This window comes from Photobacterium sp. AWH4_225, assembly GCF_056158405.1.
The window spans coordinates 1425277-1450642 of sequence record NZ_JBSWTF010000004.1 but is presented as its reverse complement, the minus strand read 5'-3'; the positions used below and the strand labels follow the sequence as shown (position 1 = coordinate 1450642).

The window sequence follows — 25366 nt, the reverse complement described above, 5'->3', positions numbered from 1 at the left end:
AACCTCGCTTACTTGCCAGTCATGGCGTCGTATTTAGCCTGAGCCATCTTGATCGCTTCATCAGCGGTCATTTGCTCAAGCAATACGGCGTTCAGGGCTTCGTTCACTGGTTGCATCCAGTTCGAGCCATGCTGACCGAAGGCAAATGGCATCACGTGGCCGCTTGAAGCACCGTCGAAAATGGTTTTCGCTAGCTGGTTTTCCTGATCAGGCTGGGCAAAGTATTCCGCCTCAGACAGATCTGCACGGCTTGGCAGGGCAAGACCCGAATCCAGCACCCAGTTTTGCGCTTTTTGGCTAGTCAGGATGTCGACAGCCTTGCGTGTCGCCTCGACATTGGCACCATCACCATTGATACCCCATGCCACAGTAAACAGCAGGTTGCCACGCTCGCCAGTCTTGCTGTCGATAGGCATCATGGTCGAGCCATACTGCATGTTCGGCGCTTTATCGCGCAAATAGCCGCTGATCCAGTTACCTTCGATGGCAACAGCCGTCTCTTCGGTACCCAGACAACCGCCACCCCAGCTCTGGCCGATATCAGAAGCAAGAATGCCAACACCTTCAGACTTAAGCGAAGTGTAGAATTCAAACGCACGGCGGAAATCATCATCGAGAATAGTTTGGCCATTTTCGTTAAATGGCTTCCAGCCGGTTGATAGCGCAAATGGAGCGAAACGTGCGTAGTCAGGCATCACACAGATACCGGAGACTTCATCGCCCAGCTCAGCTTTAATCGCTTTTAGCTTAGTCAGCAGATCTGCCCAGGAATCTTTGTTGGTTGGGTAGTCAACACCCGCATCATCGAAGATATCTTTGTTGAATTGCAGCGCTAAGGTATTGAAATCTTTGGCAACACCGTACTGCTTATCTTCTAGGGTGAATGCTAGGTTCAGGTTAGGAAGGATTTGCTCTGAGACCTTATCCAAGCTCTTGTCGTTTGCCGCAACCTTGCCAGAGTTCACCAATGCCTGAGCCATCAAGACATCAATGTAAAACGCATCCGGCGCTGTACCCGCAGACAAACCATTGATGATGTACTGCCCGAAGTCACTTTCAACCGGCATGTATTTAATGGCAATACCTGCCGCCTTGAAATCTTCAACCAGGACATCATTCACCAGTTTGTTCATGGCAACGACATCATTGCCGCCCCAACCAGCAATCGTCACTTCAGTTGCAGCCATTGTGTGGGAAGCCATGCCCGCTAACAGCAGAGATAACGCCAATGCTTTTTTCTTCATTGTTGTCCTCACCTTTTCGTCCAATCCGTAAAATCTGAGGTGAGTTTACGATCTTAACGTAAACGCTTACGTTAACAGGATCACAAAAACGTAATAGGCAGGAGCTATTTGCTATAGAGATAAAAAAAGCGCGACTCTCGTCACGCTTTTACGTTGATATATAAGGGGAAGGTATATTTTTTGCTTAAATCAGCTTGTTTTGCCGACTTTTAACGTGACAGGGATCACAGCTCCACGTGGCATTTCACCGGCAATCGCCGCTTCAAGTAATTCGGAAACCTTATCGGCAATATCGTGCGGGTCCTGGACGATGGTCGTCAGATCTTTCGATACCCCAGGCAACCCATCGTAACCGACGACAGAGAAGTCTTGCGGGACTTGATAGCCCCTATCCCTCAATGCCGCAATCAAACCAATCGCCGTCTCGTCACATTCACATACGAAGCCATCAAGGGACTCCAGCTGTTTTTCGTCCATATTGAGGAAATAGCGATAAGCGGCAATCTCTCCTAGTGGCTCACAGGTGGTGCGGATCTCTCTGACTGGCAAGCCCTTGCTCGCCATTGCCGACATATAACCTTGGTAACGGAACTGGTAGCCGCCACCATAAACCGTCGGGGTAACAAAAGCGATTTGCTTGCGGCCACGCTCCAATAAGTGCTCGGTTGCTTGGCGGGCACCATTAAAATCATCCGGTGCGACCCAGAACACACCATCACTACAACCTATTGAAACAAAAGGAACTCCAGTCTCTTTTAGGTACTTAGCGCGGGCATCATTGTCTTCAACCCCGAGCAAAATCGCCCCAGTGATCTGGCTGATATCGGTATCTTGTTCAACCGGTAATAGGTTCTGGCCCTTCTTGCGGATTGCAGAAGAAAGCGCAGGCCAAAGCATACCTAGATAACGCGAAGCAACGAAGTCATGCGGCCCCATGGAAATAGCAATGGTATTACTATGCCCTGCCGTCAATTCCCTTGCCGAAGTATTCGGGATGTAGTTAAGCTCAGCGCAGATGTCTAAAATGCGCTTACGTGTTTTTTCGCTAATCCCCGGCTTATTGTTCAAAGCCCGGCTGACCGATGCAATCGAAACGCCAGCTCTTTCTGCCGCTTCTTTGATGGTCGCTTTTGGAATTTCGACTGGTTCCATGACGTTCATTTTCTTCCCCATAACAGATCACTTAACTATTTTCGTAAAGTTTACGTAAATACTCAAGGTCAATTTTCTCAATCTGCTGGACACTTTACGCCTCAGAATCACACAAAACAACACGAACAGCTTAACTTTTTACCAACTTTTAGGTACTTACATCACGCTTTAGCCTTTACGTAAATCTAAGAAAGCCAAAATTAAAATCTAGCCATTCGAGTTATTGATGAAAAAACCGACGTAACACAAGTAAATAGCAGCCTACAGAAAGCGTCTAAAGGCTGCTAACACTGATCAGTTCACGTAACTAAGGTGAGCGTGTTCCAATGCATCAATATCATTGCTGCAGATCACATCTTTGAGGGCATCGAACTTGGCTTCAGGCCAATCGTAGATTTTCAAGGCCAGCAAGCGTTCGATAGTATCTGGCGCAAAGCGTTTACGTATGGTTTTCGCCGGGCTACCGCCAACAATGGTATATGGCTCGACATTTTTAGTAATCACACTATTGGCAGCGACAATAGCGCCTTCACCAATGGTAACACCTGGCATGATCATCGCACGCATACCTATCCAGCAGCCATCACCAAGATGGGTGTCCCCTTTTGATTGGTAGGCTTCGTCAATCTTGTCCATAAACGGGTAAAGCGAAAACCAGTCGACACGGTGGGTATGGTTACCCCCCATCAAAATCACCGCTTCAGCACCAATACAGACATAATCGCCGATATACAGCTTGTCGATTTCCCAACGGGGTTCGCGATGGCAAGTTTGTTCGTCACCATGGAGGTAACGCACCACCGAGCGCTCAAAGCCATTATCGTAAGCATCGCTGTAATAACTATGGGTGCCTTTGATGGAAATGTTTTTGTTCTTGACGGTTTGATGGAGCATTTCCATTTTCGTCCAGTGCTTGTTGTTCATCATTGCTTCGTTCTCTTCATATAGAAAAACAGAAAACCTATGAAAGAGCGGAGTAAGCCACAGCAAACTACTTGCGTTAACTTATTATCGGCAAGCTAGAGTTCACTTATATTGGGTATGGTCTCGCATCATTCTTCGGCAGTAAATAAGTGAGTATTATTTACTGCCTGCACTAAGCGATATGGGGCTGCTTAAGGTAAGCAATTTTGGCAACGAAGATGCGCACGCGCTTGCGGGTAAGCTTAGTCATTTTGTGCACCTCCGTTATTGAATGGTTATGTAGAATTATGATCAGTTTCAGACCAGTGATCATAGCGATAAACCGCCCTAGGTCAACCTTTGGTAGGCAGCCATTGAAGCAAACTAACCTTGTAAAAATGGTCGTTCGTTTAATGCCCTTAACGGTTTCTTCTCTGCCAGCGCTTCCTGACGCCGCTTCAGTTCATCGACGAGATATTACCCTTTGATCCCCGCCCCAGCCATCGACTGGACAAAACGGCGCTGGAAGAACAAAAACACAGCCAGTACCGGAAGCGTGATCAAGGTAGCGTAGGCCATGACCTCCCCCCATGAGGTATTCACCCCGAAGAACTGCTGTATACCCAACATCACCGGCCTGACGTCTTCACTCTGTACCACCATAACCGGCCAAAGGTACTGGTTCCAGTTGGTCAGAAACTGCAAAATAGCTACCGTCGCAAACACCGGCTTCGACATTGGTACTATGATCCTCCAGTAAATCTGCCACGGGGTCGCGCCATCAACCGCTGCAGCCTCATCGAAATCCTTCGGGATATCCTTGAAGAACTGGTAGAACAGGAAAATAGAAAACGCATTGGCGACACCGGGCAAAATCTGTACGTGGTAGCTATTGAGCCAAGACTGGGCAAGGATAAACTGCCCACCCTGCCATTCTATCCATGGCAGCTTTGCCACCAGCATCAATAATGGGATCACGATGGCTTCGAAAGGCACGATCAACAAGGCAATAATGCCAGCCAAAATCCACGCCTGTCCCCTCCAGCGCAACCTTGCCAAAGCATATGCTGCCATAGAGTTAATCAATAATCCCAGCAGCACACTGACGCCGGTAATGAACATCGAGTTGTAGAAAAACCGCACGATATTACTTTTATCAAACACCGTGCGGTAGTTGTCGAGGGATAGCTCACCACTTGGCAGTATTGCCCGCAACGAATAGAGATCTTTGAAAATCTGTGCCTCAGGCTTGAACGATGACACCAGCATAAACAGCAGAGGAAAGGCGAAGATATAAGCGAGAAAAAGCATCACCGCGTACATCAGGATCCGTTGGTAACGGTTATTGAAGTGGGAACGTAGCACCATGATTACTTCTGCCTCCGGCTCATAACGCGCTTCTGCAATAGGGCGATAATGAAGATGACGATAAAGTACACCACACTGATAGTTGCCCCGTAGGCGATATCCATCTGCCGATACCCTTGGGTTATCGCGTGATACATGACGGTTGAGGTTGAATCCTGCGGCCCGCCCTGGGTCATCACATCAACCTGGGTAAACAAACCAAATGCCGCAATGGTGGTTGAAATAACAATGAACACCAAGGTGTTCTTGAGTCCCGGCAGGGTGATATAGCGAAAGCGCTGCCAACGGTTGGCACCATCAATACTGGCCGCTTCGTATTGCTCTTTCGGGATCCCTTGCAGGCCAGCCAAGAAGATCAACATCTGCACACCAGCCCCCTGCCATGCCGACATAATGACAATAGAGGGCATGGCCCAAGCTTTATCTCCGAGCCAGTCGATAGGCCCTAATAACCCCAACGAAAACCAACGCAAGTAGACATTAATTGCGCCCATGTCCTTGTGGTAGAGGAAAGTCCAGACAATCGAAACTATCACCATGGAGGTCACAACCGGGGCAAAAAAGACCGTTCGGAAAAACAGCGTCCCTTTTAGCCCTTGGTTGACCAAAAGCGCGAGCCCCAGAGCCACGCAGCCTTGCAGCGGCACCACCAGCAAAACGAAACTCAGGGTATTCCACAAAGAGCGCCAAAACACGGGGTCGCGCGCCAGCAATACAAACTCTTTGTCATCCCAGACTTTAATACTGGCAAGTTCGTAGTAGTAACGCAGTTTGGGATAATCGGATCTCAGTACCGTCCGTAGCCGGGGGTATATCGGCTCATCATCCTCATCCAAAATCAGCTCGCCAGCCTCATCTTCCAAGGGTGAAAGCACGACGTAGTTAATACCCAGCAGTCGCTCATAGTTTTGCATACCGACAAACTCAGTCGGATACGGAGACAACAGCCGCTGATTGGTAAAGGTCATGGCGATTGCCATGACAAATGGAAGAATGACAAAGAAGGCCAAACCAAAAAACGCCGGGCCCCCCATCATCCAACCCCAGACTTTCTGTCTTTTTCCTAATGTCATTCCTTTGAGCAACATTACTAATTTATCTTCCTATCCATCATTTTTCCGGCGGCAGCGTAAAGCCAAAGCACCGGTTATTGTAGATACTGCGCTCAATATTATCGACCGCCATATCTAGCTCTTCCTGCGGTTCACCGCCATCTAAAATATCGCGCATTGCTTTGGCAAAAGAGGCTGAAATTATGGCGTAGGCAGGTGTGGCTGGCCTATTTACCGTATACCGCTTAGTAAACTCGTAAAATACTCGCCACTGGCCTTCTATGTTGTAGTTCGCGGTCAGCTCGGCAGCAGAGGACTTTGTCGGTATGAATCCGGTGCTTTTTGAAAAAAGCGCGATTTCTTCAGGCTGCATCACGAAGTCAATAAAGGCTGCCGCACCATCGGGGGCCTGGCAACTAGTGGTTATCGCCCACTGCCAAGAGCCTCCTCCAATGACTGGCCCATGCCCCATATCAGGCACAGGTAGGATAGCCAAATCTTCACCAAAAGCCTGTTGATACTGCCTAACTGACCAGCTGCCGGTGTAGTGAATCGCTGTACGGCCATTAATAAACCCTTGGCTGTCAGCCGGGCGGCGGTCAATCCATCCAAACTCAACGAGTTGGGAAAGCCATTCGGCAAACGCCACCGCTTCAGGTGAGTTCAGAATGCCTTCAGCTTCTACATAGTTTGAGCGGTCAATCAAATCAGCCCCGAAACTCTGCATTAATGGTGCCCAGCCATAGCTTGGCCACTCGTTGCCCCATCCAGTATTGATATCGAAGGGATACGCAAACTCCCCTGATGCTTTCAATCGCTGCAAAGCGTTATCAAACTCTTCTTTTGTCCAAGGTGATGACAGAGTGGGTACCCGAATTTGATAGCGCTCCAAAATGGAGTAGCGAGTAAAAAGCGTCAGCGCAACATCAAAAGGCCCGACAGAATACAGCTGGTTTTGATACATCCCTCGCCCGCCGACGCTGAGACCCTGGTATGTTGCAGGCGCGAGCAAAGGGAATAAAGGCTGTAAAAAGCCAGACCATGCAAAGTTGGGGACAGTCGGTTGGTCGACCCCCAAAATACAGGGCAGCTGACGCGCCAAGGCAGCAGCTGTAATTGATTCGGTGTATGACGCCTGTGGCAGTGACTCAACGACGACTTTCCATTTTTGCTGCGACTGGTTAAAACGAGCCACTTGGTCGGCGCTGGCTTGCATCTCATTGGTGCCCGTTTGATGGCGCCAAAGGGTTATTTCCTTTGGTGGCTCCGACGCAAAAGCGGCAGAAAATAGCCCAAACACTGAGCAAATTACCATGGCGCTTTTAGTCACGTACGATAAACCCATCTTCAGCCATACATCCTCATTCCCTAATTTCTGATCTTAGGGAAATTTTCGGCAAATGAACACTCCCCCTCCCCCCAAACTGGACAGATTAAACTGAGGATAAAAAAACACCATAAAATATTTAGATTTAATATCAAACCTAAATATGTATAATCACCAGCACGAAATAGGAGGGGTACAACCGTGAAAACAAATAGCCTGATAACCATGGTGTTCTGGATGCTGCTTGCTGCCCAGGTCAATGCCGCAACCAAACCGATAGAGGGGATCCACTACGAAACGGTAGATACCCCGGGTGATATTAAACTGGCACCTGTTACAGAAATCTTCGCCCTTGGCTGCCATGCTTGCCACTCACTGGAGCAGATTTTTTCCAGACTGGCTCGGCGAATTAAGCAACCGATTGACAAAGTCCATGTTGTCTACAACCGGCCGACTGAAATGCAAGCGTCTTTGTATTACACCGGTCGGCTAATGGTTACTCCGGATAAACTTGACGCCTTTACGGCAGATTTATTTGATGCGGTTCAGGGAGGCGGCAGTGCGGAAGTTAGACTGAATGATGCCATGGGGACTATCAAACGATATACCACTGGCGACGATGGTAAAACGGCAGAAAGGAACATCAGAGCCATCAAAGCAGAGGTAGATAGAGCCAAGCAAATCAGTGCGGCCTATGAAGTCAACGCGGTACCGTCCCTGATCATCAACAGCAAGTATGTCGTGCTGTTCCAGGCGCATAAGAGTGAAGAGGATATTGCCACCACCGTGAAGGCATTACTAAGTAAGGGTTATTGAATAAGGCTTAATCAGTAGGTAAGAAACATAATATTCAATAACAAACCAAAAAAACTATTGATCGCAATAACAATCGGCATGGATGCCCTCTGACAGACAAATTCGAACAAAAAATTCATATTACGAGGTAACACCATGCTGGGACTATTGATTGGCATAATGATACTAACCAATACCGCTGTTTTCTGTGTCCTGCTGCTACTCAACAATCGCTATCGCAGGTTACGCAAGCAATACCAATGCATCCACTTCAAAATCATCAGTATCAACCAAGAACTCGACATTGCCCGGTTTACTATCCGCAAGCTTGTCGATAGAGAAATTAAAGACGATGAAAAACTCAACAATGTACGACGCCAACCTACTGACTTTGGCAAAGAAGCTATTTAGTACCTACTGGGCCAATATCCAATTCTCGACATTAACCGTCATCACTTCCGTTAATTTCAAAAGCTTAAAATCAAAATATATCTTTCTCTTTTCAATTACCCAAGATAAACACCAAAGAGCAGTTCAACACAAAGCATAAGAAAAATTGATCACACTCAATAGCCTTAATCAATTTGTCTTATAATACAGCCAAAGTAAATTTTAAGTTTTAAAAAAAACAAGGAACATGAACACATGGTATTTTCACAGCGCTTTGTTAAACCACTCTTGGCGATCTCTGTTATCTTGGCTGGTTCAGCGATTGCGACTCACATAAAGTCTAGAAATAGCGTGCAGCTTGATTTACCAACCACACAGAAATGCCAGGCTGAAGGTGCAGGGATGGATTGCGATGATAGCCGCAGCGTGCGGGACACAAATGGCTATGTTTTAGTGAATTAATTCCCTGCAAAGGATGGGCGCTTTCATGGTAAGAAGAGTCAACGTTTTCTTTCCCATCCTTAGTACTGAAGAATGAGTTAACAGGTAGCACTCTTGAAGCGTGTAAGTCTCTCTTTTAACGCCTCAAGAGTCTTTTAATGCTAATCTAACAGCTCGATGACGAGTTTATTGTTCTTGATCACCAAGTTAGGCTCGGCTGATTTGATCAAAGCTTCCTGTACCTTCGAGCTATCCAGTTTATAGACCGGTTGCTTAGATAGCGCATAGCCAATCATGGAAACCGCAGGTTTCAGCAGTTGTTTGATTTCAGGAGTCAGTTGCTTGCTGCTTTCATCAAAGCGCTCTAGTCGTAGCGATTTCAGGTAAACCTCACCAGTGTCTTTATCATATTCAGGGACAGCGCTAAATTCGACATCCAAATCCAAACCGATATTTTTCATGCTCAGCATCTGTACTTGGGCATTGGTACTGGCGAATACCGACACGCGGTCAGCATCTGCCCGGCCAATTTTGACTTCCAAATCGTCTACCGCAACCTCGGCATACATGACATTTTCAACCCCGACTGACTGATCCAGACTGACCGAATCTTGCAGGTAGTTAGTCATATCCTGCTCTGAAATGCTGTAGCTGGCGCAGCCCCCAAGCAAAGCGGCAGCCAATGCCGCAGCAAGTAATTTAGCTTTTGTTTTTATCATCTATCACTACTCTTTTCTGTCTACCCTTCAATTGTTAGCACAACAAATGAAAAGTGGTTCACGCCGATCCACTGGCGCTTTATTTAATTGCCATCAATACACCATCCCTGCCCGCATCAAGTCATGACGAGGTCAGTATTCCACGACAACAAGCAAGATCAAAAAAGCCAGCAACACTTTGCTGGCTTTACCATCAATAAGACTCAAATCCGGTCGAATTACATTTGCGCGAGCTGCGTCTTTCTTTCCTTGTTCACCACGCAGAAGTTGCCGCGCTTGGTACGGCACTTAGAGCATCGCTCACACTCAACGGGCGCCCTATTCCCTTGCTTCCATCGCTTGATCAAATGCGGCTCGGACAAAAGTGGACGTGATAATGCGAAATATTGAATACCTGTGTTCTCAGCAATTTTTTCTATCGCCTCAATGTCTGTCAGGCCGCCAACGGTAATAACAGGCACGCTGACTTCCTGGCTTATGGCATGACCATATTCATGGAAATAGCCTTCTTCCTTGATGGTATAGCCATCGAAAGACTGGCCAATCATGGTGTTGGCCTTGCCATGGATATTGCCCGAGATGATGATGGCATCAACCCCGATTTCTTCGAGCTTCTGGCAAACGATGCGGGTCTCATCAAAGCTCACGCCACCGTCGAAAAACTCGGTCGCCGTCAGTTTCACTAGGATAGGGAAATCCTCACCGACCAATTTTCTGGTCTCGGCGTAGATCTCCATCAAAAAGCGCATGCGGTTTTCCAGGCTACCGCCGTACTCGTCTTCACGACGATTGTAGTAAGGACTCAAGAACTGGTTGATCAGGTAAGTATGGGCAGCATGAATCTCAACCCCGTCAAAACCTGACTTTTGTGCGCGCAAGCTAGCTTCGGCAAAGGCTTTGACGATGTAATCAATTTCATCTTTGGTCATTGCCTTGCCCAGTGTTTGGGTGCCTTTTTCTGGTACTTCGCTTGGCGCGAAAATGACCCTTTCACCGAGGTTGAAAGTGGTTTTGGTGCCACCGTAGGCCAACTGCATGACGATTTTAGAGTCGTTGCGATGCACCAGTTCGGTCAGTTTCTTATATTCATCAATGAAGGAATCATTGTAGATCCCCATCATGCCGGCATTGGGCTTTTCTTCTTCAACAATATTTGCATAACCAGTTACGATCAGGCCGACTTCACCCTGCGCGAGCTCTTCATAGATGGCGTATAGCTTGTCTGTCATATGGCCATCTTCTGTTGCCATATTCTCCCACGTCGCGCTGCGCATAAAACGGTTCTTCAACGCCATCTTGCCAATGCGGGTTTCAGTAAACAAAGTGCTCAAGTCCAATCCTCTACAAATATCGTGTGGTACAGCAAAAAGTGGTGGGCGATGATAGCGAGGATCCCGCCTGTAAAACTTAATCTAGATTAAGTAAATGCCACTACTTCTTCCCATTTATGCGCCAAGTACAAAAAAGCCACCGCGAGCGGTGGCTAAATCAGTCATTGAACCGGCTTATAAGGTTTAATCTTGCATGGCATCAAGCAGCGCAGGGGCAACTTGGAGGTAAGTCATAGCAACAGTACGTACTGCCTGCATTTCGTCCTGTGCACCATTCATAGCAATAACAATCCCCGTTGATGGCTCGCCAATCACAACCTGACCATGAATACCAACAAAGGTGATGAAGCGATGGCCTTCAACATTAAGCACCCGCACCTGATCTTTATACCAAGCATCGGCAAGAAGGGAGGCAAAACCGTCGTACTGCCAGGCGCTCTTCACCGCTGGGTTACCCGCCATTAGGTTGTCGATATATTCCTTATCAATAATTCGCTCACCGGCACGGTTATTACCCTGGTTAACCAGCACATCCATCATGATGGCCATATCCCGAGTGGTGGCATTCAATCCGCCGGAGGCAACAGCCTCACCATTGTGGTTAGATTGAAGGTGGGCGTTATTTTCAAAGCCTACCCGCTTCCAGAGTTTTTCCTCCATGACTTCTGCCACAGGCTTGCCAGTGACACGCTCAATCAACATCCCTAGCATTTCGGTATTGGCACACTGATAGTCAAACGCTTGTCCGGTCGCCACATCAGAGCGCTGGCCGAGTGTTTTACCAAAGTCCAAAATACTGCTCATCTCCGGGTATTGGTTCACGCCGTTCCACTCTTGCACGTTGGTCATCCGGTCATCCCAGATTTTGCCCGGCGAGAACTCAATCTTGATGCCAGAGCGCATATCGGCCACTTGCTGAACCGTTGCGTCACGGAAACCGGCTGATGCTTTTAGCTCAGGCAAGTAATCGGCAATCGGCTTGCTCATATCCACCAGGCCGTCTTGCACCAAAGTCTGCAAGGTGAGGGCGGTAAAAGACTTGGTGACACTCATTTGTAAGTGGGTTTGGTCTTTATCCATGCCTGACCAGTAATACTCATCCACTAGCTGGCCATTTTTCACCAGAACCAATGATTCAATGTTAAGGCGGTCGCGAATGATAGTTTCCAAGTCAAACTCGCCATCCAGATCACTGGCCTTCACCGACTTCAAGTCAAAGCCTTCCGCCTTACCCAAGTCGTGAGTGAATGTGCCTTTTTCCATATCAATATGATGGGTGAACCTGTAAGCGTGCTTGAATGTTAACTTCGCACTTTTACCACTGTCCCAGTTACTTTGATCAATGCCGGTCGCTGCCGTCTGGTCGATAAATGCTTTGTCCGGACCGTGAACTTCCAATGCTACCGCGTTGAATGTTGTCGCAGCAACCAGTAAAGCCAATAGTGTCTTTTTCATAATAAGCCCCTGTAAATATTAGAAATAGTAAGAAATACCGACTTCAAATTTATTGTCGTTGTCTCGGCCCATGCCGCCCTTTGCACCTTTCAAATCAACATGGGTATAAACATGGTCAACGTTCATCCATAGCTTGCCGCTGTCCGTCACTGGTGCACCGAAGCCGGTTTTCATTTCAAACTTCGAACCGACATTGGTATCCATCCACTGGGGCTGGAAGATGGCGTAGTTACCGCTCTCGCTCAGTGCCAAGGAGGCAAACAGGTTGGCCTGATAACCATTCACGCTTTTCTTCGCTGCGCCCGATTTTATTTCACCCGTTACATAAGCCAGATTCGGGTAGATGGTTAACGCTTCCATCGGGGTATTCACTTTGGCAATACCGCCCAGTGCCACAATGTCACTCTCCACACCTTTATGCTTCCACCCCTTCATGTAATCGACACTGGCACCGGCTTTAGGTGCCAGGCTAGAACCAGTATCCAGCACCTGGAAGTAGCGCAGACGAGAGTTTTCTCCGTCCGTTCCCTTGAAGTTGTTTTGGAACTTCACACCGTGCTCAATAAGGCCAAGGAAGGTGTTCCCCTCACTGTATTGGCCGGCAAGTCCCACATTCACTTTGCTGTTACCTTTGCTGTCGGCGCTCAACCAAACAAAGGTATTGGTTTGGGTTAGATCCGCTGGATTAGGGTCTTGCTCAGCGGCGTGTACCGGAGAGAGTAATGAAGCGGCACCTAGTGCGGTAATTGTCATTAGCGCAGCAAATTTTGATTGTTTGAACATCTCTTCTATTTCCGTAACTCATGTCGTTGCGGGGATAATAGATTCAATATCAAACCTTATCAACAAAAAAGAGTTGGCATCAAACCTAAATTCAGGATTCATACAGCATAATTCTTCTTTCAGAACTCTACAAAAACACAATTCACAGCCAAGTAGCTGTTATTTAATGACTATAAATAGTGAGACAAAAATGAGATGGCATGGAGATAGAAACATCACATTTGATTTGATATCACCCCTATTAGTTTTTTCGTCAACGGTCAGTATCAGACTCACTAACCACGACAACCTATCCTGTACCTTCGTCAAAGAAAGTGAAGCTCAGTATGAGTAACAACAAAAAGCTGGTGAGGGGAAATAATGAAGAAGGGAAAAGAAAGGGCCAGCTTATGGCCCCTACTCACTTAATACTCGAAATACTCAGGATACTCGGTTTTAATGATTTTGGTCATCACCCGCTGGGTAGCTTCCAGATCTGCTTGGTCAATGCCTTCGGTAGAACCAATCAAGATGTTCATCAATACCGGCATTAATTCATCGTGTACTTCCTTGCCTTTGATCGTCAAGTGAATACGCTTAGCATTTTTGTTTGCTGGATCCGGGGCTGAAGCAATATAGCCATTTTTGGTCGCATGACGAATAAGGCTAGAGATAGTACCTTTGCTTCGGGTCATACGCTTAGCCAACGTGGTTGGCCTGATCCCATCTTCGTATGCCAACTCCATCAGCATGGTTAGCTGTTCAACGTTGATTTCGCTATAACGCTCAGAGATTGCAAGTTGAATCTTATTATTCAGAAGTCTTGTTGCAACCCACGCCAGGCCGCTTGTAGTCTCGTGTGCCTTGATGTTTTTTGTCATGATTTAACCCTTAATCACTATACGCGATGGATCATATAGTTCGATTAAAAAAAAAGCCACTCTAAATAATAGAGTGGCCGAACAGTCAAAGACATACCTAGAAAAGTAGTATCAACACAATACATAACATGAACATTCGGTATATATTGCCCGGTATACCAGCGGGTGAGTTGCAGCTGGCAGATTGCTCGGCCAGGAGGCTGTTTATACGGGGCCCCGCCCGTTCAGCGTCGCATAGGGACAACACTTATCTAATGGAGTCTGGGCCATGCATTAATTAAGTGCCCTAGCCTTGAGCTTTAAGCCGGTGGCTAGGAACCGGCTACTTTTCTATAACCATCCACCAAGCCTAGCGAACTTGGTGCAATGCTTTTTACCAGGCATCAACTAGTAAGATCCCCAAGTGTGTTTCACATAAAACCTCCTTGTTGACGGAGCGAAATATTTGAGAGGTAATATTTTAATATCAAGCATGTTGACGGGGAATTTTCCCAGACTTGTAATCACGCGAAGTTAAATCAATAAACTTTGCATTTATAATCATATAAATATGAAGGTTGCAATAATTTACTAATGGAGCATCACTTTATAAAAAACGTTCATTTGTAATGCAAAACATTCCAAACATAGCAAAAGGGATGATATTGAACCTTTATGATGTATTCAGAATTAAGCTTCAGTGGCGATGTTGGAGGAATGGCTAGTCTGGGCTTGAGAGCAAATTAGAGCCAGTGCTAACAGAGGCATTGACTGCATGGAATTTTTTTTCAGTTACGGGAAAGAATTCCCATATCGCCACCTCACAATTTGCATTCCGTAACAGAATCTCAATAGTGACTAACTATTCATTTTGATAATCTAATCACTAACAATAAGCGATTGAGGTTTCTAAGGAATGGTACTGATACTGCTATGCATTGTTTGTGGGTTACTGATCCTGTTAGCGTTGAAAGAGAATGGCCAGTATCGAAAGCTATTTGGCGCCAGTGCACTCATTGCTGTTCTTGTCACCAGCTTTTCCTTGTTTGACCACCTACAAAAAGAACGCCACTTACGAGCCTTAACACCTTCTGCGCCTCAGTTCGAATTTGAAACCTACAGCCCCGAAGATTACCTCAACACAGAAGGCGATAGTTTTAGCTTTGATGATCTCGAAGCGATAGCCTTCGAGCTGGCTCGCCAATTGAAGGAATCAGAAGATTACATCCAATCCCTTCAGCAGCGACTTGATAGTAAGCGTCAATTTATTCTGGAAAACTGGGACGGTAATGAGCCACTTGATATTATTGAGCCTTAACGGAATTGAGGCATAAAATCTAAGTTAGCATCAATTGTTTCCTCTAAGGCTTCCTTCAAAATAGTGCCTGTCGTCACCAATGGATTGAGTATCAGCGCGCGATGAGCTGCATTTCGGTCACCTGTAACAGCAGCTTCGACAGTCAGCGATTCAAACTCTTTCATTAGCTGGATTAAACGTAATGTATCTGACGGGAACGGAGCAACGTTCAGTGGCAGTGGTCCAGCTTTGGTGATCATACAACTTACTTCAACGGTACAGTCATCTGGCAAGCCTCCAATAGAGCCATTATTTCGGGTGTTCACATGCATGATCGTTCGCTTGTCGTTATAAATCGAACTCATCAACTCACATGCCGCTTCCGAATAATATTGTCCACCGCGTTTTTCCAGCTCTTTAGGCTTCTCGTTTAGCTCAGGATCACGGTAAATATCAAACAGGCGCTTTTCCATCGCCTTCACCACCTCTCCTCGTGTTCCTTCACCGTCCGCTTCCTCTAACTCCTGCCCCATAATATCTTGGCTGGTGTAGTAATAACGAAGGTAAGCACATGGGATCATCCCCATATTGCGCAATAATTCCGCAGGCCATTCAAACGGTGGAATGTTTTGCGGTACCAAAAGATCGTTACCCGACAAGATCTCTTCGACAACATCCTGAAGCTTTTCTTGGCCATCATGCAAAATCTGTCGTGCCCAGATGAAGTGATTCAGACCGGCAACCTGTAAGACAAAGTCCTTTTCGTCAGCTCTCAGCATCTGCGCGATACCTTTTTGCATGATAACGGGCACATTACATAACCCTACGGCTTTTACCTTGGTATGTTTTAGTATCGCCTCTGTCACCATACCTGATGGGTTGGTAAAGTTCAGAAGCCATGCATCTGGACATAATTCTTCCATCTCCTTCGCGATGTCCAAAGCAATCGGTATGGTACGGCAAGCATTGGCAAACCCGCCAAGGCCATTCGTTTCTTGGCCAATCATGCCGTATTTTAAAGAAATGCGCTCATCACGAATTCGGCCTTCCAAGCAACCTGCGCGGAACTGAGAGCAGACAAAATCTGCACCTTTTAATGCAGAACGGCGATCCAGCGTTACATGAACATCAATATGTGCCATGTTGTTTTTAGCTAGCATCCGACGGGTCAGGTCACCGATGATACTGACCTTCTCGTGCCCCTCCTCAATATCTACCAGCCAGAGTTCACGGATCGGTAACTCGTGGTTACGCTTGATTAGACCTTCAATCAACTCCGGCGTGTAGCTTGAACCGGCCCCAATAATCGTAATTTTCAGCTTCTGTTTCATAGTACTTTCCTCGTTATAAATAAGATAAATTGATTTAAAAGCATCACTAGCCGCTACACAAACCAATAAACATCTGCTATGCATTAGGCAGGCTAATCTATGAGGTGAAGCATGAATCAAAAACAACAGATGGTATCCAATATGTATACCTTCAGCGTGGCCGCCAAGTTCCTCAGTTTTACCAAGGCAGCCGAAGAGCTATTTATCTCTCAGGGAGCGGTAAGCCAACGCATCAAGCTACTTGAGCAACAGCTAGGCTTTAATTTGTTTATCCGCATGACGCGGCGCCTGGCATTGACCAAAGAGGGAGAACGGTTGCTACTGGCACTTAACCAGTCTTTCGATGTGATTTTTTCTGAACTCGAAGATATCAAGTTCAACGAACTGCGGGGGGAGCTGTACATCGGCGCGGCACCGACCTTTGCGCAAAACTGGTTACTGCCAAAGCTGCCAGACTTCCAACGCTTGTACCCAAACCTTAACGTCAAACTCCGAGTAAAAGCCAGCCGGCTCGATTTCCAGCACGAACCTGTAGATGTCGCAATTTACTACAGTGAAAGTGATCATGCAGGGTTTTATCATCACCGGTTATTTGATGAAAAGCTCTTGCCGGTATGCAGCCCAGAATATTTCGACGCACAGCTTCAAGGGAAAGGCTCAATGCTGAGTAAGCTTGAGCGGGCGACCTTCATTCACTGTAACGAGTCACTAGAAGCTAGCGAGCCGAGTCAAGAATGGAATATATGGCTAGAAAATCAGAAAGATGAAGAGATCATGCAGCTTAATGTGATGACACGAACCTATATCTTTAACCATTCTGACATGGCTATGACTGCTGCCAAGAACAATATGGGCATATGCATAGCACGTGAATCACTAGTCCATCACAGCTTAGAATCCGGTGAGCTGATTGCTCCTTTCAATGGCGTAAACTCAGGGCGTGGTTATGATCTCATTTGCTTAAATGGACAACAGCACAGACCAAGAAACGCCGCATTTATAGAATGGCTACAAGCTCAACTGCCAGTTGAATAAAAATTTCTCCTCCAGTCAAAATACCTTGCCGAATCAATAAAGGTTGCCTATTAAGTGGAATAACTTAATGAGGCAGCCTTTGTAATTAAGTGTAATAAAACAATTCCAACCCTGAACCAAAATCATTTCGAGTAAATGATAATCAGTGAAAAGAATTAAAACACTTGATCGTTCGTATTTAAACGGAATCGCAATTAAAATCTAACGCTGCAATCTTGATTATGTTGTCTGACAAATAATAAATATTCACTATGGCTGCTCTTAGTGAAACGAGTATCTCATCTTGAGGGGTACATATGAAAAATTCAGCCATATAACATATAGATTATATTTTTCCTTAATGAAATCTTAATGAAAAACTTTCTAACAAATTAATCCAATAGGTTTATAAGTAATTTGAAAAAACACTTTTTATTATTAATTACTGGTTGCCTGTTAACCTCTGGTGCAGCTTTCTCAGGTGATTATCGTATCGGGTTTGGCGTGAGTCAATTTGAGGCACTCGGAAATGTAAATACAGAGAAAGGGTTTACCCTTGAATATGAATATGACTGGAATGATATTGTGGGAATGCATTCTTCATTTTCGCAAGGTGACTATAAATTAATAGATAGTCACAGTTCATCCCGGGAAAAATTCAAAACTGTCAAAGCAGGAGTTGATGTCGGTTGGACTTTATACTCCAGCAATATGGCACTGAAACCATACGTAACGGCAGGAGTACACACGACCAAATGGCGTGGGGTCAGCTGTGAAATGACAAGTGCTTGCCTCACGGCCAGCGATAGGGATACCAACATCTACCATGGTATTGGCATTAGGGCATCCAGTGAATATGTTTACATGCAACTTGCAAAAAACAATCTTCACTTCAATATAGGAGGAGCAAACATTGACTATGATCAGATAAGGTTAACCCTTGGGATAACTTTTTAGCTCATAACGATGCTATGAGCAGACGACATTCTTGATTTCATATTTAAATTCCTAACATGCTATTTAGCATCCCCTGCTTAAACTAGCGGGGGTATTTTTACTCATTTTTTATTCAGGATTCATCACTTAAAAGTTTTAAATCATATGAAATCATCAAGTCGTATAACTAACAAATTTTCTGTTTAACTAGCCACCCTGACATAAAAAGAATTTATAGACGATGTCTAGAACTATTTTTATTTCACAACCTAGTCGGCTTCTAATATTACAAATAGTTATAATGAATATAACTATAATTGTCAGCCTGTTTGTATCAGCACTAGGATTTGGAACACCGATAGGAACCTTAGCCGGACTCATACTCATCATCACTATCATCTACCGGGTGATTCTCGGCTTTTATAAACTTCAAAGATATGAAAGAAAAAAGATATGAAAAAAAATGCCAGATAAAGATATTTATTTGCACTTTCAGCTATAGAAAAAGATGAAGTCACTATATCGGTTTCCCTCTAACCGAGGGGGCGACTCGTTCACAAAACAAAGAACAAACCTCTAGGGGCAGTGCTTCCTTAACTATTATGACCAAAGAGACGACTAAAATGAAAAAAACACTATTATCTATCGCCGTCGCTGTGACATCATGCGCGGCAAGTGCTGACTATGATGCGTTAGAGTACATCGGCAAACCAGCCACAAAGCACACCATAGAAGCTAACAATGCATTAGACAAAACACTACCTTGGCACGACACTTCTGCCTTTGAACGCTCAGAACGGGGGCTTATTGCTGTTTTTGGCGATCATGATGCGGCAGAGCTTCGTAATTCACGTGGGTATCTGGAAGTTGACAACATTCGCAGTGATCGCCCTGATACGGTTAACCCATCTATTTGGCGGCAAGGAGCAATGAACTATGCATCAGGAGGGCTTTATGAAGTCACCGACGGCATATATCAAGTTCGTGGTGCCGACATTTCTAATATGACCATATACCGCTCCGATACCGGGTATATTATCCATGACCCGCTGATCACCAGGGAAGCCGCCTCAGCCGCATGGGACTTTGCCAAACAGCACCTACCTGCCATCAATGGTGAGCACAAAGTCACAGGGGTCATATATTCCCATACCCACCCAGACCATTATGGCGGTGTTCGTGGATTGTTTGAGGATGGGCAACTGCCTGATGGGGTAAATATCTACGCTCCGAAGGACTTTATGGAAGAGTTGCTCAGCGAAGGTTTGCTGGCCGGCAATGCCATGGGTCGCCGCGCTCAATATCAGTACGGGAATACACTGCCAGATTCGGCATACGGGGTAGTTGATAACGCGCTCGGCATGGGCACCTCCAAAGGTGAAATCACGCTGATCCCACCGACAGTGATCATTGAAGATCGTGAAGAGACCGTCATTATTGATGGCTTGGAAATGCTATTCATCAATATGCCGGGAGCTGAAGCGCCAACCGAGATGATCAACTATGTACCCGCTTACAACGCGTTGAACACTGCGGAGCTCACCTACGACGGCCAACATAACATTTACACCTTCCGTGGGGCACAAACCCGTGACTCGCTTGCTTGGACCAAATACCTCTCGGAGATAAAGCATCGCTTTGCAGATAAAGTCGACAACATCCATGCCGCTCACTCTGCCCCGGTCTGGAACAACCCGGACACTAAGAGCAACGAAGTCGCAGACTACCTCACCATGCAGCGCGACAACTATGGCTTCATCCATAACCAGACTCTGAGGCTCGCTAACCAAGGGGTTAAGATCAATGACATTGGCCGAGCAGTCGAAGCGATTGTACCGGAATCTCAGCAACAGACCTGGGCAAGTCGCGGCTACCACGGATCCTACTCCCACAATGCCCGTGGCGTCATTAACCTATATTTGGGTTACCACGATATGAACCCGACCAACATCAATCCTTTGACCAACGTTGACCGCTCATGCTTATACGTGGAAACAGTAGGCGCTGATATTATGCTTAAGCAGGCTCAGTATCATTTCAACCAGGGCGCCTACCAAGAAGCCTCTACGCTGTTAAATGATATCGTCAACTGCGATCCTTCCGATAGCAAAGCCCGCGACTTGCTGGCTGATAGCTGGGAACAGCAAGGTTATCAGTCTGAAACCATGGCATGGCGAAACTCATACTTACAAGGCGCTTCAGAACTCCGCACCAACCATATACCTGAAGCATTAAAAGCAGTGTCATCTGACATAATGTCACAGATGACAACAGCAGGATTCCTAGACTTTATGGCTATTTCGGTTGATGCCAGCAAAGTACCTGCTGATATGGCATTCAACTTTAATCTTATCCACCCAGGGATAGACGAAGTATATTACGTTGAATTTAGCAACGCTAACCTTGCTCCTCTCCAGGTGGAAGAAGCCGTTAGCGGCGTTGATCTAACCCTATCTATAGAGCGCGATGATTTTATTGCCGCTATTACTGGCAAGACAACGCTAGAGCAGTTGGTAAAAGATAAAAAAGCTCAACTTGAGGGTGACGCATCAGTATTGGATACACTGAAGAGTGTGTCGGTGCAATTTAGCCAAGACTTCGAAATCGTACCACTGATGAAATAAGCATTTCAGGGGAGATCTATCAAAATGTCATGTAGACTCCCCCATTTCAAGATGGAAATTGATTATGGTGAAATATATAAACCGTAACACACTTGAATTTATTCGAGAAACAAACATTCTCAGCAAAAAACACGAGTACGCATTGATAAATATCTTTTTGATCAGAGCTAAGTGCCGTTGTTGCAACAAAATCGCCTCTATTCCCAGTTGTGATTTTTACTATGCTACGTGCAAAAATGGCTGCAAGAAGTCATCAGGTATATGACATGATATTAGGCATAAAAAAATCGCTTATTTATATTCTATTAACTTTACCAACATATACTGCATTTGCTTCTCAGTATTCAGATACCCTGCAAGATATGTCTGATCCGATGGCTGTATTCTCTCAGTTTGGTGCAGGGTACGGTGATAAGGGGATTAATTTAATGTTTGGCCATGCCTACGATACAGGTGTTGCTAACCGAAAGGCCATGCATATATTGGAAGTCAAGGGCATCGCTGGTGATGCTATAGGATGGCGAGAAAGTAACAACAACTCCATCAGCGAGCTTCGCTACCGCCATTTTGAAGCAAGCATGGAAACGGGAACAGGCACCAATATTGACCTGAATTACAACCTTAATTCGGGCCTCGGCTCCGGCACGTATGGACTCATTCAAGCCTTACCCCAAGTAGGCCGTTTTCAAGCTTATCCGATGTTAGCAGCCGGAGCAGCGGCCATTGATTTAAACAAGACAGACTACCGCCTTGAGACTGAAAACGGCACGATTGGCGGTCACCACCTACTTGGACTATATGGCTTGGCTGGAATGTACAGTCGATACAACGTAAGTAACAATATTTGGCTCAACTATAATCCAATGTCTTTATACGGCGCTACAGGAGAATTATCTGGTGAATCTCATTTTTTACACGAAGCAGCGGTTTCATACCAAATAACACCACGTTCAAATATTAGGTACTTTGCTAACTGGTCAAATGATACTCGTTATGCTAATGGGGATCATAGATTAATGTTCACTTACCAAGTGTAGTAATTTCATCTTAGAAATATATTTTATATTTATATTGGGTATCTGTTTCTGGAATACTATTCATCATTCAGGTGATATTCATTCTATTTTAACCGCATTGATATAGCATTTCAATACAGATAGCCATGCAATAGCATCGGCACTATATAGTAGTAAAAATCATTTACGAGGTTAATATGAAAAACATCAGCACTAGATCAAGTTTAATCATTATAAGTTTCCTCATGTTGATCCTTGGGGTATTCCTAAGTTTTTTAGGCTTAGCTTTCACGATGCTGCTATCTCCATCGTATTATTTGATTGGCCTGTCTATTCCTTTTTATTTGTTCGGTAAAGTTATTGAAGCAATAAAAGAAAATACCAACGTCAAAATTGACATTTTTAATGAAGGCAAAGATGACTTACCTGTCATCATCAAAAAGCATGTATTTTAACTTTGCTTAACGTAATCGATGAGATAACCATCACACCAGCCCAATTAGAATCGGCGTAAGCTATGCAACCTACCTACTATAGCTGTACGAACTGTTATGATTACGCCGATTGATTCCTTTGATCCAATAGCCTTCCGCCAATACCTTCATCAATACCCTGAGCTTTCACACCACGAACGCCAAACCGCTGATTTCATTGTTCAACAACTGCGGCAATTTGGTTTGTCACCGAAAACAGGATTAGGAGGCCACGGGGTTGTGGTTGAGTTCGACAGCGGGCAGCCGGGTGAAACTAGCCTGTTTCGTGCTGATTTCGACGCCCTTCCGATCCAAGAACAAGCCAACCATACGCATATCTCTTGTCATGAGGGCATCATGCATGCCTGCGGCCATGATGGTCATACCGCCACAATGATGATGGTCGCCAAACACCTCGCCGAGCATCCCCCACTATCCGGCCGGGTACTATTGTTGTTCCAGCCTGCAGAAGAAACCGGCGCAGGTGCTGCAGCCATGCTGCAAGAACCCTGGCTTGCCAATCAGCATATCGACAATGTCTATGCCTACCATAACCTGCCCGGTTACCCGCTCAATACCATAGTGATCAAACCTGATACCTTCGCTTGTGCTTCTACCGGTGTCACCATAGAGCTAATGGGCAAGACATCCCACGCGGCCAGGCCTGAGGACGGAGTCTCGCCGACGCTGACGATGACAGAACTGATCAAGCTGCTACAAACCTTACCCAAACAATTTCCCGATGTATTTTCCCTCACCACTGTCGTTCATGCCTCACTCGGGGAAACCGTTAATGGCGCAGCGGCATTTGGTACCGCACCGGGATATGCCAAGGTGGTTGCCACTTTGCGCAGCGAAAACAACCCTACCCTATTAGCAATGAAATCACTCATTGAACAGCAAACCCGTGAGCTTTGCGAAAAGGAAGATCTTGGATACGAAATCTCTTGGCAGGAATGGTTCAATGCTGTCGTAAATTCACCATCACATTGCCAGCAAGTTATCAAGCAGGCGCAGTCACTCGGCCTTCCAATTGCGAGCATCGATAAGCCAATGAGATGGTCTGAGGATGTCGCTGAATTCCTCGCAAAGTGGCCCGGCGTACTGTTTTGTGTCGGTAGCGGAGAGGCGCATCCCCAGCTGCATAATCCCGATTACGACTTTCCGGACACGCTCATCAAAACGGTTAGCCAGCTGTTTTGTGCCTTGATTGAAGAGAAACACGGCAACGTGGCGAACAAGGTGGGTGATTAACAAATCAGAACGATTTTTCGACAGGAAGGTTCTGGAAGTTAGGGGGCGGATTGAAATATAATAATACAATTCGTCACCTCTAATAACCATTTATGCAACAAGGAGCCCTCTTGCAACTCTCTCCATTTGTAAAGAAAAACCTGAAAACCGCATGGCCGCTCGCCATGAATGCATTGCTTATGCAGTCGATGCTACTTATCGACACGCTGCTGATCTCACCACTTGGAGAAGTTCCTGTTGCGGCCATTGGTATCGCTACAGCCATTGTTGCCTTCCTGCTTGGTTTTCAAAACGCACTCGCCAACGGCACCCAACTGGTGATCAGCCGGGCCTATGGCTCAGGCCGCTCTGATGCATTGAGCGACTCGATCCTAAGCGGAATGGCAATCAACTTCGGGGTGGCAATTTTGTTCTCGCTACTGCTGTTTATCTTCGGCGAACAGTTGGTCGGCTACATTACCCAAGATCCAGAACTATTAGCACTAACAGTTGGTTATCTGCAAATTTCCACTCTTACCCTACTATTCAGTGCATTAACCCAAGTGATCATTGCTTGCTTCAATGGCCTTGGCAAAACCAAGATCCCTTTCAAAGGCTATCTGCTGGAGCTGCCGGTCAATACGGTGGCAACTTTCTTGCTGATCCACCAGTTTGGTTTGGGGGTATTGGGTGCTGCTCTAGGTAGTTTAGTGGCGATTTTAGTCCGTACCGGTTTCCTTGTTTATTGTGTGCGTATGGACGACATGATCACTCTGCGCAGACCAGGAAAAGTCAGTCATTTCATCTATCTAACCAAACGCCACTTCGGTGAGATTTTCCCGATTGCCGCCAATGTGGCAATGCTGGCTGTCGGCGCAACTATCTACCAGTTGCTGTACTCACAGCTGACTCTATATGCCTACGTAGCGATTACTTTGATCATGCCGTGGATCCGTATGGGTACCCAAATGACAACGGCTGCCGCCCACTCAACGGCGATTCTGATCAGCCAGGCCATTGGTGCCAACAAGCTTGATGACCTGCGGGAAAATGTCGACACCAGCATCAAAATTGCTGTCATCCTATCGATGATTACCAGCGCGTTTTTCTTCACCCTGAGCTTGTGCTTACCGTTTATTTACCCTGAAATGGAGCCTGAAACCTTCCAGGCACTGGCCGTGATTGCCCCGCTCTACATCTTCCTACCTTTGGTGCGCGGCTATAACACGGTGCACGGCCATGCGCTAAGGGCGCTGGGCAAGACCAAAGCGGTATTCGCCATCAATTTCTCAGGCCAATGGCTAGTGTCACTGCCTTTGCTGGCCATCCTCATCCAGTTCTTCGACGCACCGCTGTTTTGGGCGTTCGCAGTCATGCCATTCGAGGAATGTATCAAGGCGATCCCATTCCGCCACCTAGCACGCAAGACGCTCAATGAGTTCGATCAAAGCAAAGCAGCAGAGCTGAATTACCACTAAATCGGTGGCTTTTCTCCGGGGGAGATATTTCCTGTTTGCTAATGAATTTTCCTCTCTAGCACGATATCTCCCCAGATCACAATTCAAAATCAGCTTAGATCTGGCTTAGATCAAAAAACTGTGAACTGGCTAAGATTTCAAAGCAATCTACATTTGCTTTAAAGC

General features: G+C 46.1%; 23 protein-coding genes. 11 read left to right on the top strand and 12 right to left on the bottom strand.

Features of this window, described 5'->3' with window-relative positions:
* Nucleotides 1-8 precede the first annotated feature (8 nt).
* The 6 genes from ACXAD4_RS23740 to ACXAD4_RS23715 all read right to left on the bottom strand — a co-directional run bounded on the left by ACXAD4_RS23740 (nt 9) and on the right by ACXAD4_RS23715 (nt 7019).
* Complete coding sequence (locus ACXAD4_RS23740; RefSeq protein WP_475244508.1) at nt 9-1244, bottom strand: type 2 periplasmic-binding domain-containing protein; 1236 nt, start codon at nt 1242-1244, stop codon at nt 9-11.
* 189 nt (nt 1245-1433) lie between these two features.
* Nucleotides 1434-2405 carry a LacI family DNA-binding transcriptional regulator gene (locus ACXAD4_RS23735; RefSeq protein ID WP_475244507.1) on the bottom strand — a complete coding sequence of 324 codons (972 nt, stop codon included), beginning with the start codon at nt 2403-2405 and terminating at the stop codon, nt 1434-1436.
* Nucleotides 2406-2690: 285 nt separating this feature from the next.
* Entirely contained in the window at nt 2691-3320 is a 630-nt protein-coding gene (locus tag ACXAD4_RS23730; protein ID WP_475245627.1) for a CatB-related O-acetyltransferase, read from the bottom strand.
* Between the two features lie 456 nt (nt 3321-3776).
* Nucleotides 3777-4667 carry a carbohydrate ABC transporter permease gene (locus tag ACXAD4_RS23725; protein WP_475244506.1) on the bottom strand — a complete coding sequence of 297 codons (891 nt, stop codon included), beginning with the start codon at nt 4665-4667 and terminating at the stop codon, nt 3777-3779.
* A 2-nt stretch (nt 4668-4669) separates the two neighbouring features.
* A complete protein-coding gene (locus ACXAD4_RS23720) occupies nt 4670-5755 on the bottom strand; it encodes a carbohydrate ABC transporter permease (protein WP_475244505.1) in 1086 nt (361 codons plus the stop codon).
* A gap of 22 nt (nt 5756-5777) precedes the next feature.
* Nucleotides 5778-7019, bottom strand: coding sequence for an extracellular solute-binding protein (locus tag ACXAD4_RS23715; protein ID WP_475244504.1), 1242 nt, complete (start codon nt 7017-7019; stop codon nt 5778-5780).
* Between the two features lie 228 nt (nt 7020-7247).
* On the opposite strand from ACXAD4_RS23715, the gene ACXAD4_RS23710 reads away from it, so the two are divergent.
* From ACXAD4_RS23710 to ACXAD4_RS23700, 3 genes are all read left to right on the top strand, one after another.
* On the top strand, nt 7248-7862 hold the full coding sequence (locus tag ACXAD4_RS23710) for a thioredoxin domain-containing protein (protein ID WP_475244503.1): 615 nt from the start codon (nt 7248-7250) through the stop codon (nt 7860-7862).
* A gap of 135 nt (nt 7863-7997) precedes the next feature.
* Entirely contained in the window at nt 7998-8252 is a 255-nt protein-coding gene (locus ACXAD4_RS23705) for a hypothetical protein (RefSeq protein WP_475244502.1), read from the top strand.
* A 234-nt stretch (nt 8253-8486) separates the two neighbouring features.
* Complete coding sequence (locus tag ACXAD4_RS23700; RefSeq protein WP_475244501.1) at nt 8487-8693, top strand: hypothetical protein; 207 nt, start codon at nt 8487-8489, stop codon at nt 8691-8693.
* A 140-nt stretch (nt 8694-8833) separates the two neighbouring features.
* On the opposite strand, the gene ACXAD4_RS23695 is transcribed toward ACXAD4_RS23700, so the two are convergent.
* The 5 genes from ACXAD4_RS23695 to ACXAD4_RS23675 all read right to left on the bottom strand — a co-directional run bounded on the left by ACXAD4_RS23695 (nt 8834) and on the right by ACXAD4_RS23675 (nt 13820).
* Nucleotides 8834-9391: a YceB family lipoprotein gene (locus ACXAD4_RS23695; protein ID WP_475244500.1), complete on the bottom strand. Its 558-nt coding sequence runs from the start codon at nt 9389-9391 to the stop codon at nt 8834-8836.
* A gap of 218 nt (nt 9392-9609) precedes the next feature.
* A complete protein-coding gene (locus ACXAD4_RS23690; protein WP_475244499.1) occupies nt 9610-10722 on the bottom strand; it encodes an NADH:flavin oxidoreductase in 1113 nt (370 codons plus the stop codon).
* A gap of 183 nt (nt 10723-10905) precedes the next feature.
* The gene (locus tag ACXAD4_RS23685) at nt 10906-12177 is read right to left on the bottom strand and encodes a serine hydrolase domain-containing protein (RefSeq protein WP_475244498.1); all 1272 of its coding nucleotides are present in this window, start codon (nt 12175-12177) and stop codon (nt 10906-10908) included.
* An 18-nt stretch (nt 12178-12195) separates the two neighbouring features.
* Nucleotides 12196-12960, bottom strand: a complete 765-nt coding sequence (locus tag ACXAD4_RS23680) for a hypothetical protein (protein WP_475244497.1) — start codon at nt 12958-12960, stop codon at nt 12196-12198.
* A 404-nt stretch (nt 12961-13364) separates the two neighbouring features.
* The gene (locus ACXAD4_RS23675; RefSeq protein WP_475244496.1) at nt 13365-13820 is read right to left on the bottom strand and encodes a MarR family winged helix-turn-helix transcriptional regulator; all 456 of its coding nucleotides are present in this window, start codon (nt 13818-13820) and stop codon (nt 13365-13367) included.
* 895 nt (nt 13821-14715) lie between these two features.
* On the opposite strand from ACXAD4_RS23675, the gene ACXAD4_RS23670 reads away from it, so the two are divergent.
* On the top strand, nt 14716-15117 hold the full coding sequence (locus ACXAD4_RS23670) for a hypothetical protein (protein WP_475244495.1): 402 nt from the start codon (nt 14716-14718) through the stop codon (nt 15115-15117).
* Here ACXAD4_RS23670 and ACXAD4_RS23665 read toward each other — a convergent pair.
* Nucleotides 15114-16427: a 6-phospho-beta-glucosidase gene (locus tag ACXAD4_RS23665; protein WP_475244494.1), complete on the bottom strand. Its 1314-nt coding sequence runs from the start codon at nt 16425-16427 to the stop codon at nt 15114-15116. The genes ACXAD4_RS23670 and ACXAD4_RS23665 overlap by 4 nt on opposite strands.
* A gap of 111 nt (nt 16428-16538) precedes the next feature.
* Here ACXAD4_RS23665 and ACXAD4_RS23660 point away from each other — a divergent pair, with 111 nt between their 5' ends.
* From ACXAD4_RS23660 to ACXAD4_RS23630, 7 genes are all read left to right on the top strand, one after another.
* Nucleotides 16539-17462, top strand: coding sequence for a LysR substrate-binding domain-containing protein (locus ACXAD4_RS23660; RefSeq protein ID WP_475244493.1), 924 nt, complete (start codon nt 16539-16541; stop codon nt 17460-17462).
* A gap of 396 nt (nt 17463-17858) precedes the next feature.
* The gene (locus ACXAD4_RS23655) at nt 17859-18398 is read left to right on the top strand and encodes an outer membrane beta-barrel protein (protein WP_475244492.1); all 540 of its coding nucleotides are present in this window, start codon (nt 17859-17861) and stop codon (nt 18396-18398) included.
* Nucleotides 18399-19000: 602 nt separating this feature from the next.
* On the top strand, nt 19001-21001 hold the full coding sequence (locus tag ACXAD4_RS23650; protein ID WP_475244491.1) for an alkyl/aryl-sulfatase: 2001 nt from the start codon (nt 19001-19003) through the stop codon (nt 20999-21001).
* 221 nt (nt 21002-21222) lie between these two features.
* A complete protein-coding gene (locus ACXAD4_RS23645; RefSeq protein ID WP_475244490.1) occupies nt 21223-22038 on the top strand; it encodes a hypothetical protein in 816 nt (271 codons plus the stop codon).
* A 176-nt stretch (nt 22039-22214) separates the two neighbouring features.
* Nucleotides 22215-22472: a hypothetical protein gene (locus tag ACXAD4_RS23640; RefSeq protein WP_475244489.1), complete on the top strand. Its 258-nt coding sequence runs from the start codon at nt 22215-22217 to the stop codon at nt 22470-22472.
* Between the two features lie 96 nt (nt 22473-22568).
* Nucleotides 22569-23744: an amidohydrolase gene (locus ACXAD4_RS23635; RefSeq protein WP_475244488.1), complete on the top strand. Its 1176-nt coding sequence runs from the start codon at nt 22569-22571 to the stop codon at nt 23742-23744.
* A gap of 92 nt (nt 23745-23836) precedes the next feature.
* Entirely contained in the window at nt 23837-25201 is a 1365-nt protein-coding gene (locus tag ACXAD4_RS23630) for an MATE family efflux transporter (protein WP_475244487.1), read from the top strand.
* Nucleotides 25202-25366: the final 165 nt, after the last annotated feature.

Bases quoted from the DNA above. Each gene is read 5' to 3' on its own strand.
- ACXAD4_RS23630 (WP_475244487.1), top strand. From the start codon at position 23,837: ATGCAACAAGGAGCCCTCTTGCAACTCTCTCCATTTGTAAAGAAAAAC.
- ACXAD4_RS23645 (WP_475244490.1), top strand. From the start codon at position 21,223: ATGCTACGTGCAAAAATGGCTGCAAGAAGTCATCAGGTATATGACATG.
- ACXAD4_RS23635 (WP_475244488.1), top strand. From the start codon at position 22,569: ATGATTACGCCGATTGATTCCTTTGATCCAATAGCCTTCCGCCAATAC.
- ACXAD4_RS23730 (WP_475245627.1), bottom strand. From the start codon at position 3,320: ATGAACAACAAGCACTGGACGAAAATGGAAATGCTCCATCAAACCGTC.
- ACXAD4_RS23725 (WP_475244506.1), bottom strand. From the start codon at position 4,667: ATGGTGCTACGTTCCCACTTCAATAACCGTTACCAACGGATCCTGATG.
- ACXAD4_RS23735 (WP_475244507.1), bottom strand. From the start codon at position 2,405: ATGAACGTCATGGAACCAGTCGAAATTCCAAAAGCGACCATCAAAGAA.
- ACXAD4_RS23700 (WP_475244501.1), top strand. From the start codon at position 8,487: ATGGTATTTTCACAGCGCTTTGTTAAACCACTCTTGGCGATCTCTGTT.
- ACXAD4_RS23640 (WP_475244489.1), top strand. From the start codon at position 22,215: ATGAAAAACATCAGCACTAGATCAAGTTTAATCATTATAAGTTTCCTC.
- ACXAD4_RS23650 (WP_475244491.1), top strand. From the start codon at position 19,001: ATGAAAAAAACACTATTATCTATCGCCGTCGCTGTGACATCATGCGCG.
- ACXAD4_RS23720 (WP_475244505.1), bottom strand. From the start codon at position 5,755: ATGTTGCTCAAAGGAATGACATTAGGAAAAAGACAGAAAGTCTGGGGT.
- ACXAD4_RS23675 (WP_475244496.1), bottom strand. From the start codon at position 13,820: ATGACAAAAAACATCAAGGCACACGAGACTACAAGCGGCCTGGCGTGG.
- ACXAD4_RS23740 (WP_475244508.1), bottom strand. From the start codon at position 1,244: ATGAAGAAAAAAGCATTGGCGTTATCTCTGCTGTTAGCGGGCATGGCT.
- ACXAD4_RS23660 (WP_475244493.1), top strand. From the start codon at position 16,539: ATGAATCAAAAACAACAGATGGTATCCAATATGTATACCTTCAGCGTG.
- ACXAD4_RS23680 (WP_475244497.1), bottom strand. From the start codon at position 12,960: ATGTTCAAACAATCAAAATTTGCTGCGCTAATGACAATTACCGCACTA.
- ACXAD4_RS23705 (WP_475244502.1), top strand. From the start codon at position 7,998: ATGCTGGGACTATTGATTGGCATAATGATACTAACCAATACCGCTGTT.
- ACXAD4_RS23665 (WP_475244494.1), bottom strand. From the start codon at position 16,427: ATGAAACAGAAGCTGAAAATTACGATTATTGGGGCCGGTTCAAGCTAC.
- ACXAD4_RS23670 (WP_475244495.1), top strand. From the start codon at position 14,716: ATGGTACTGATACTGCTATGCATTGTTTGTGGGTTACTGATCCTGTTA.
- ACXAD4_RS23695 (WP_475244500.1), bottom strand. From the start codon at position 9,391: ATGATAAAAACAAAAGCTAAATTACTTGCTGCGGCATTGGCTGCCGCT.
- ACXAD4_RS23685 (WP_475244498.1), bottom strand. From the start codon at position 12,177: ATGAAAAAGACACTATTGGCTTTACTGGTTGCTGCGACAACATTCAAC.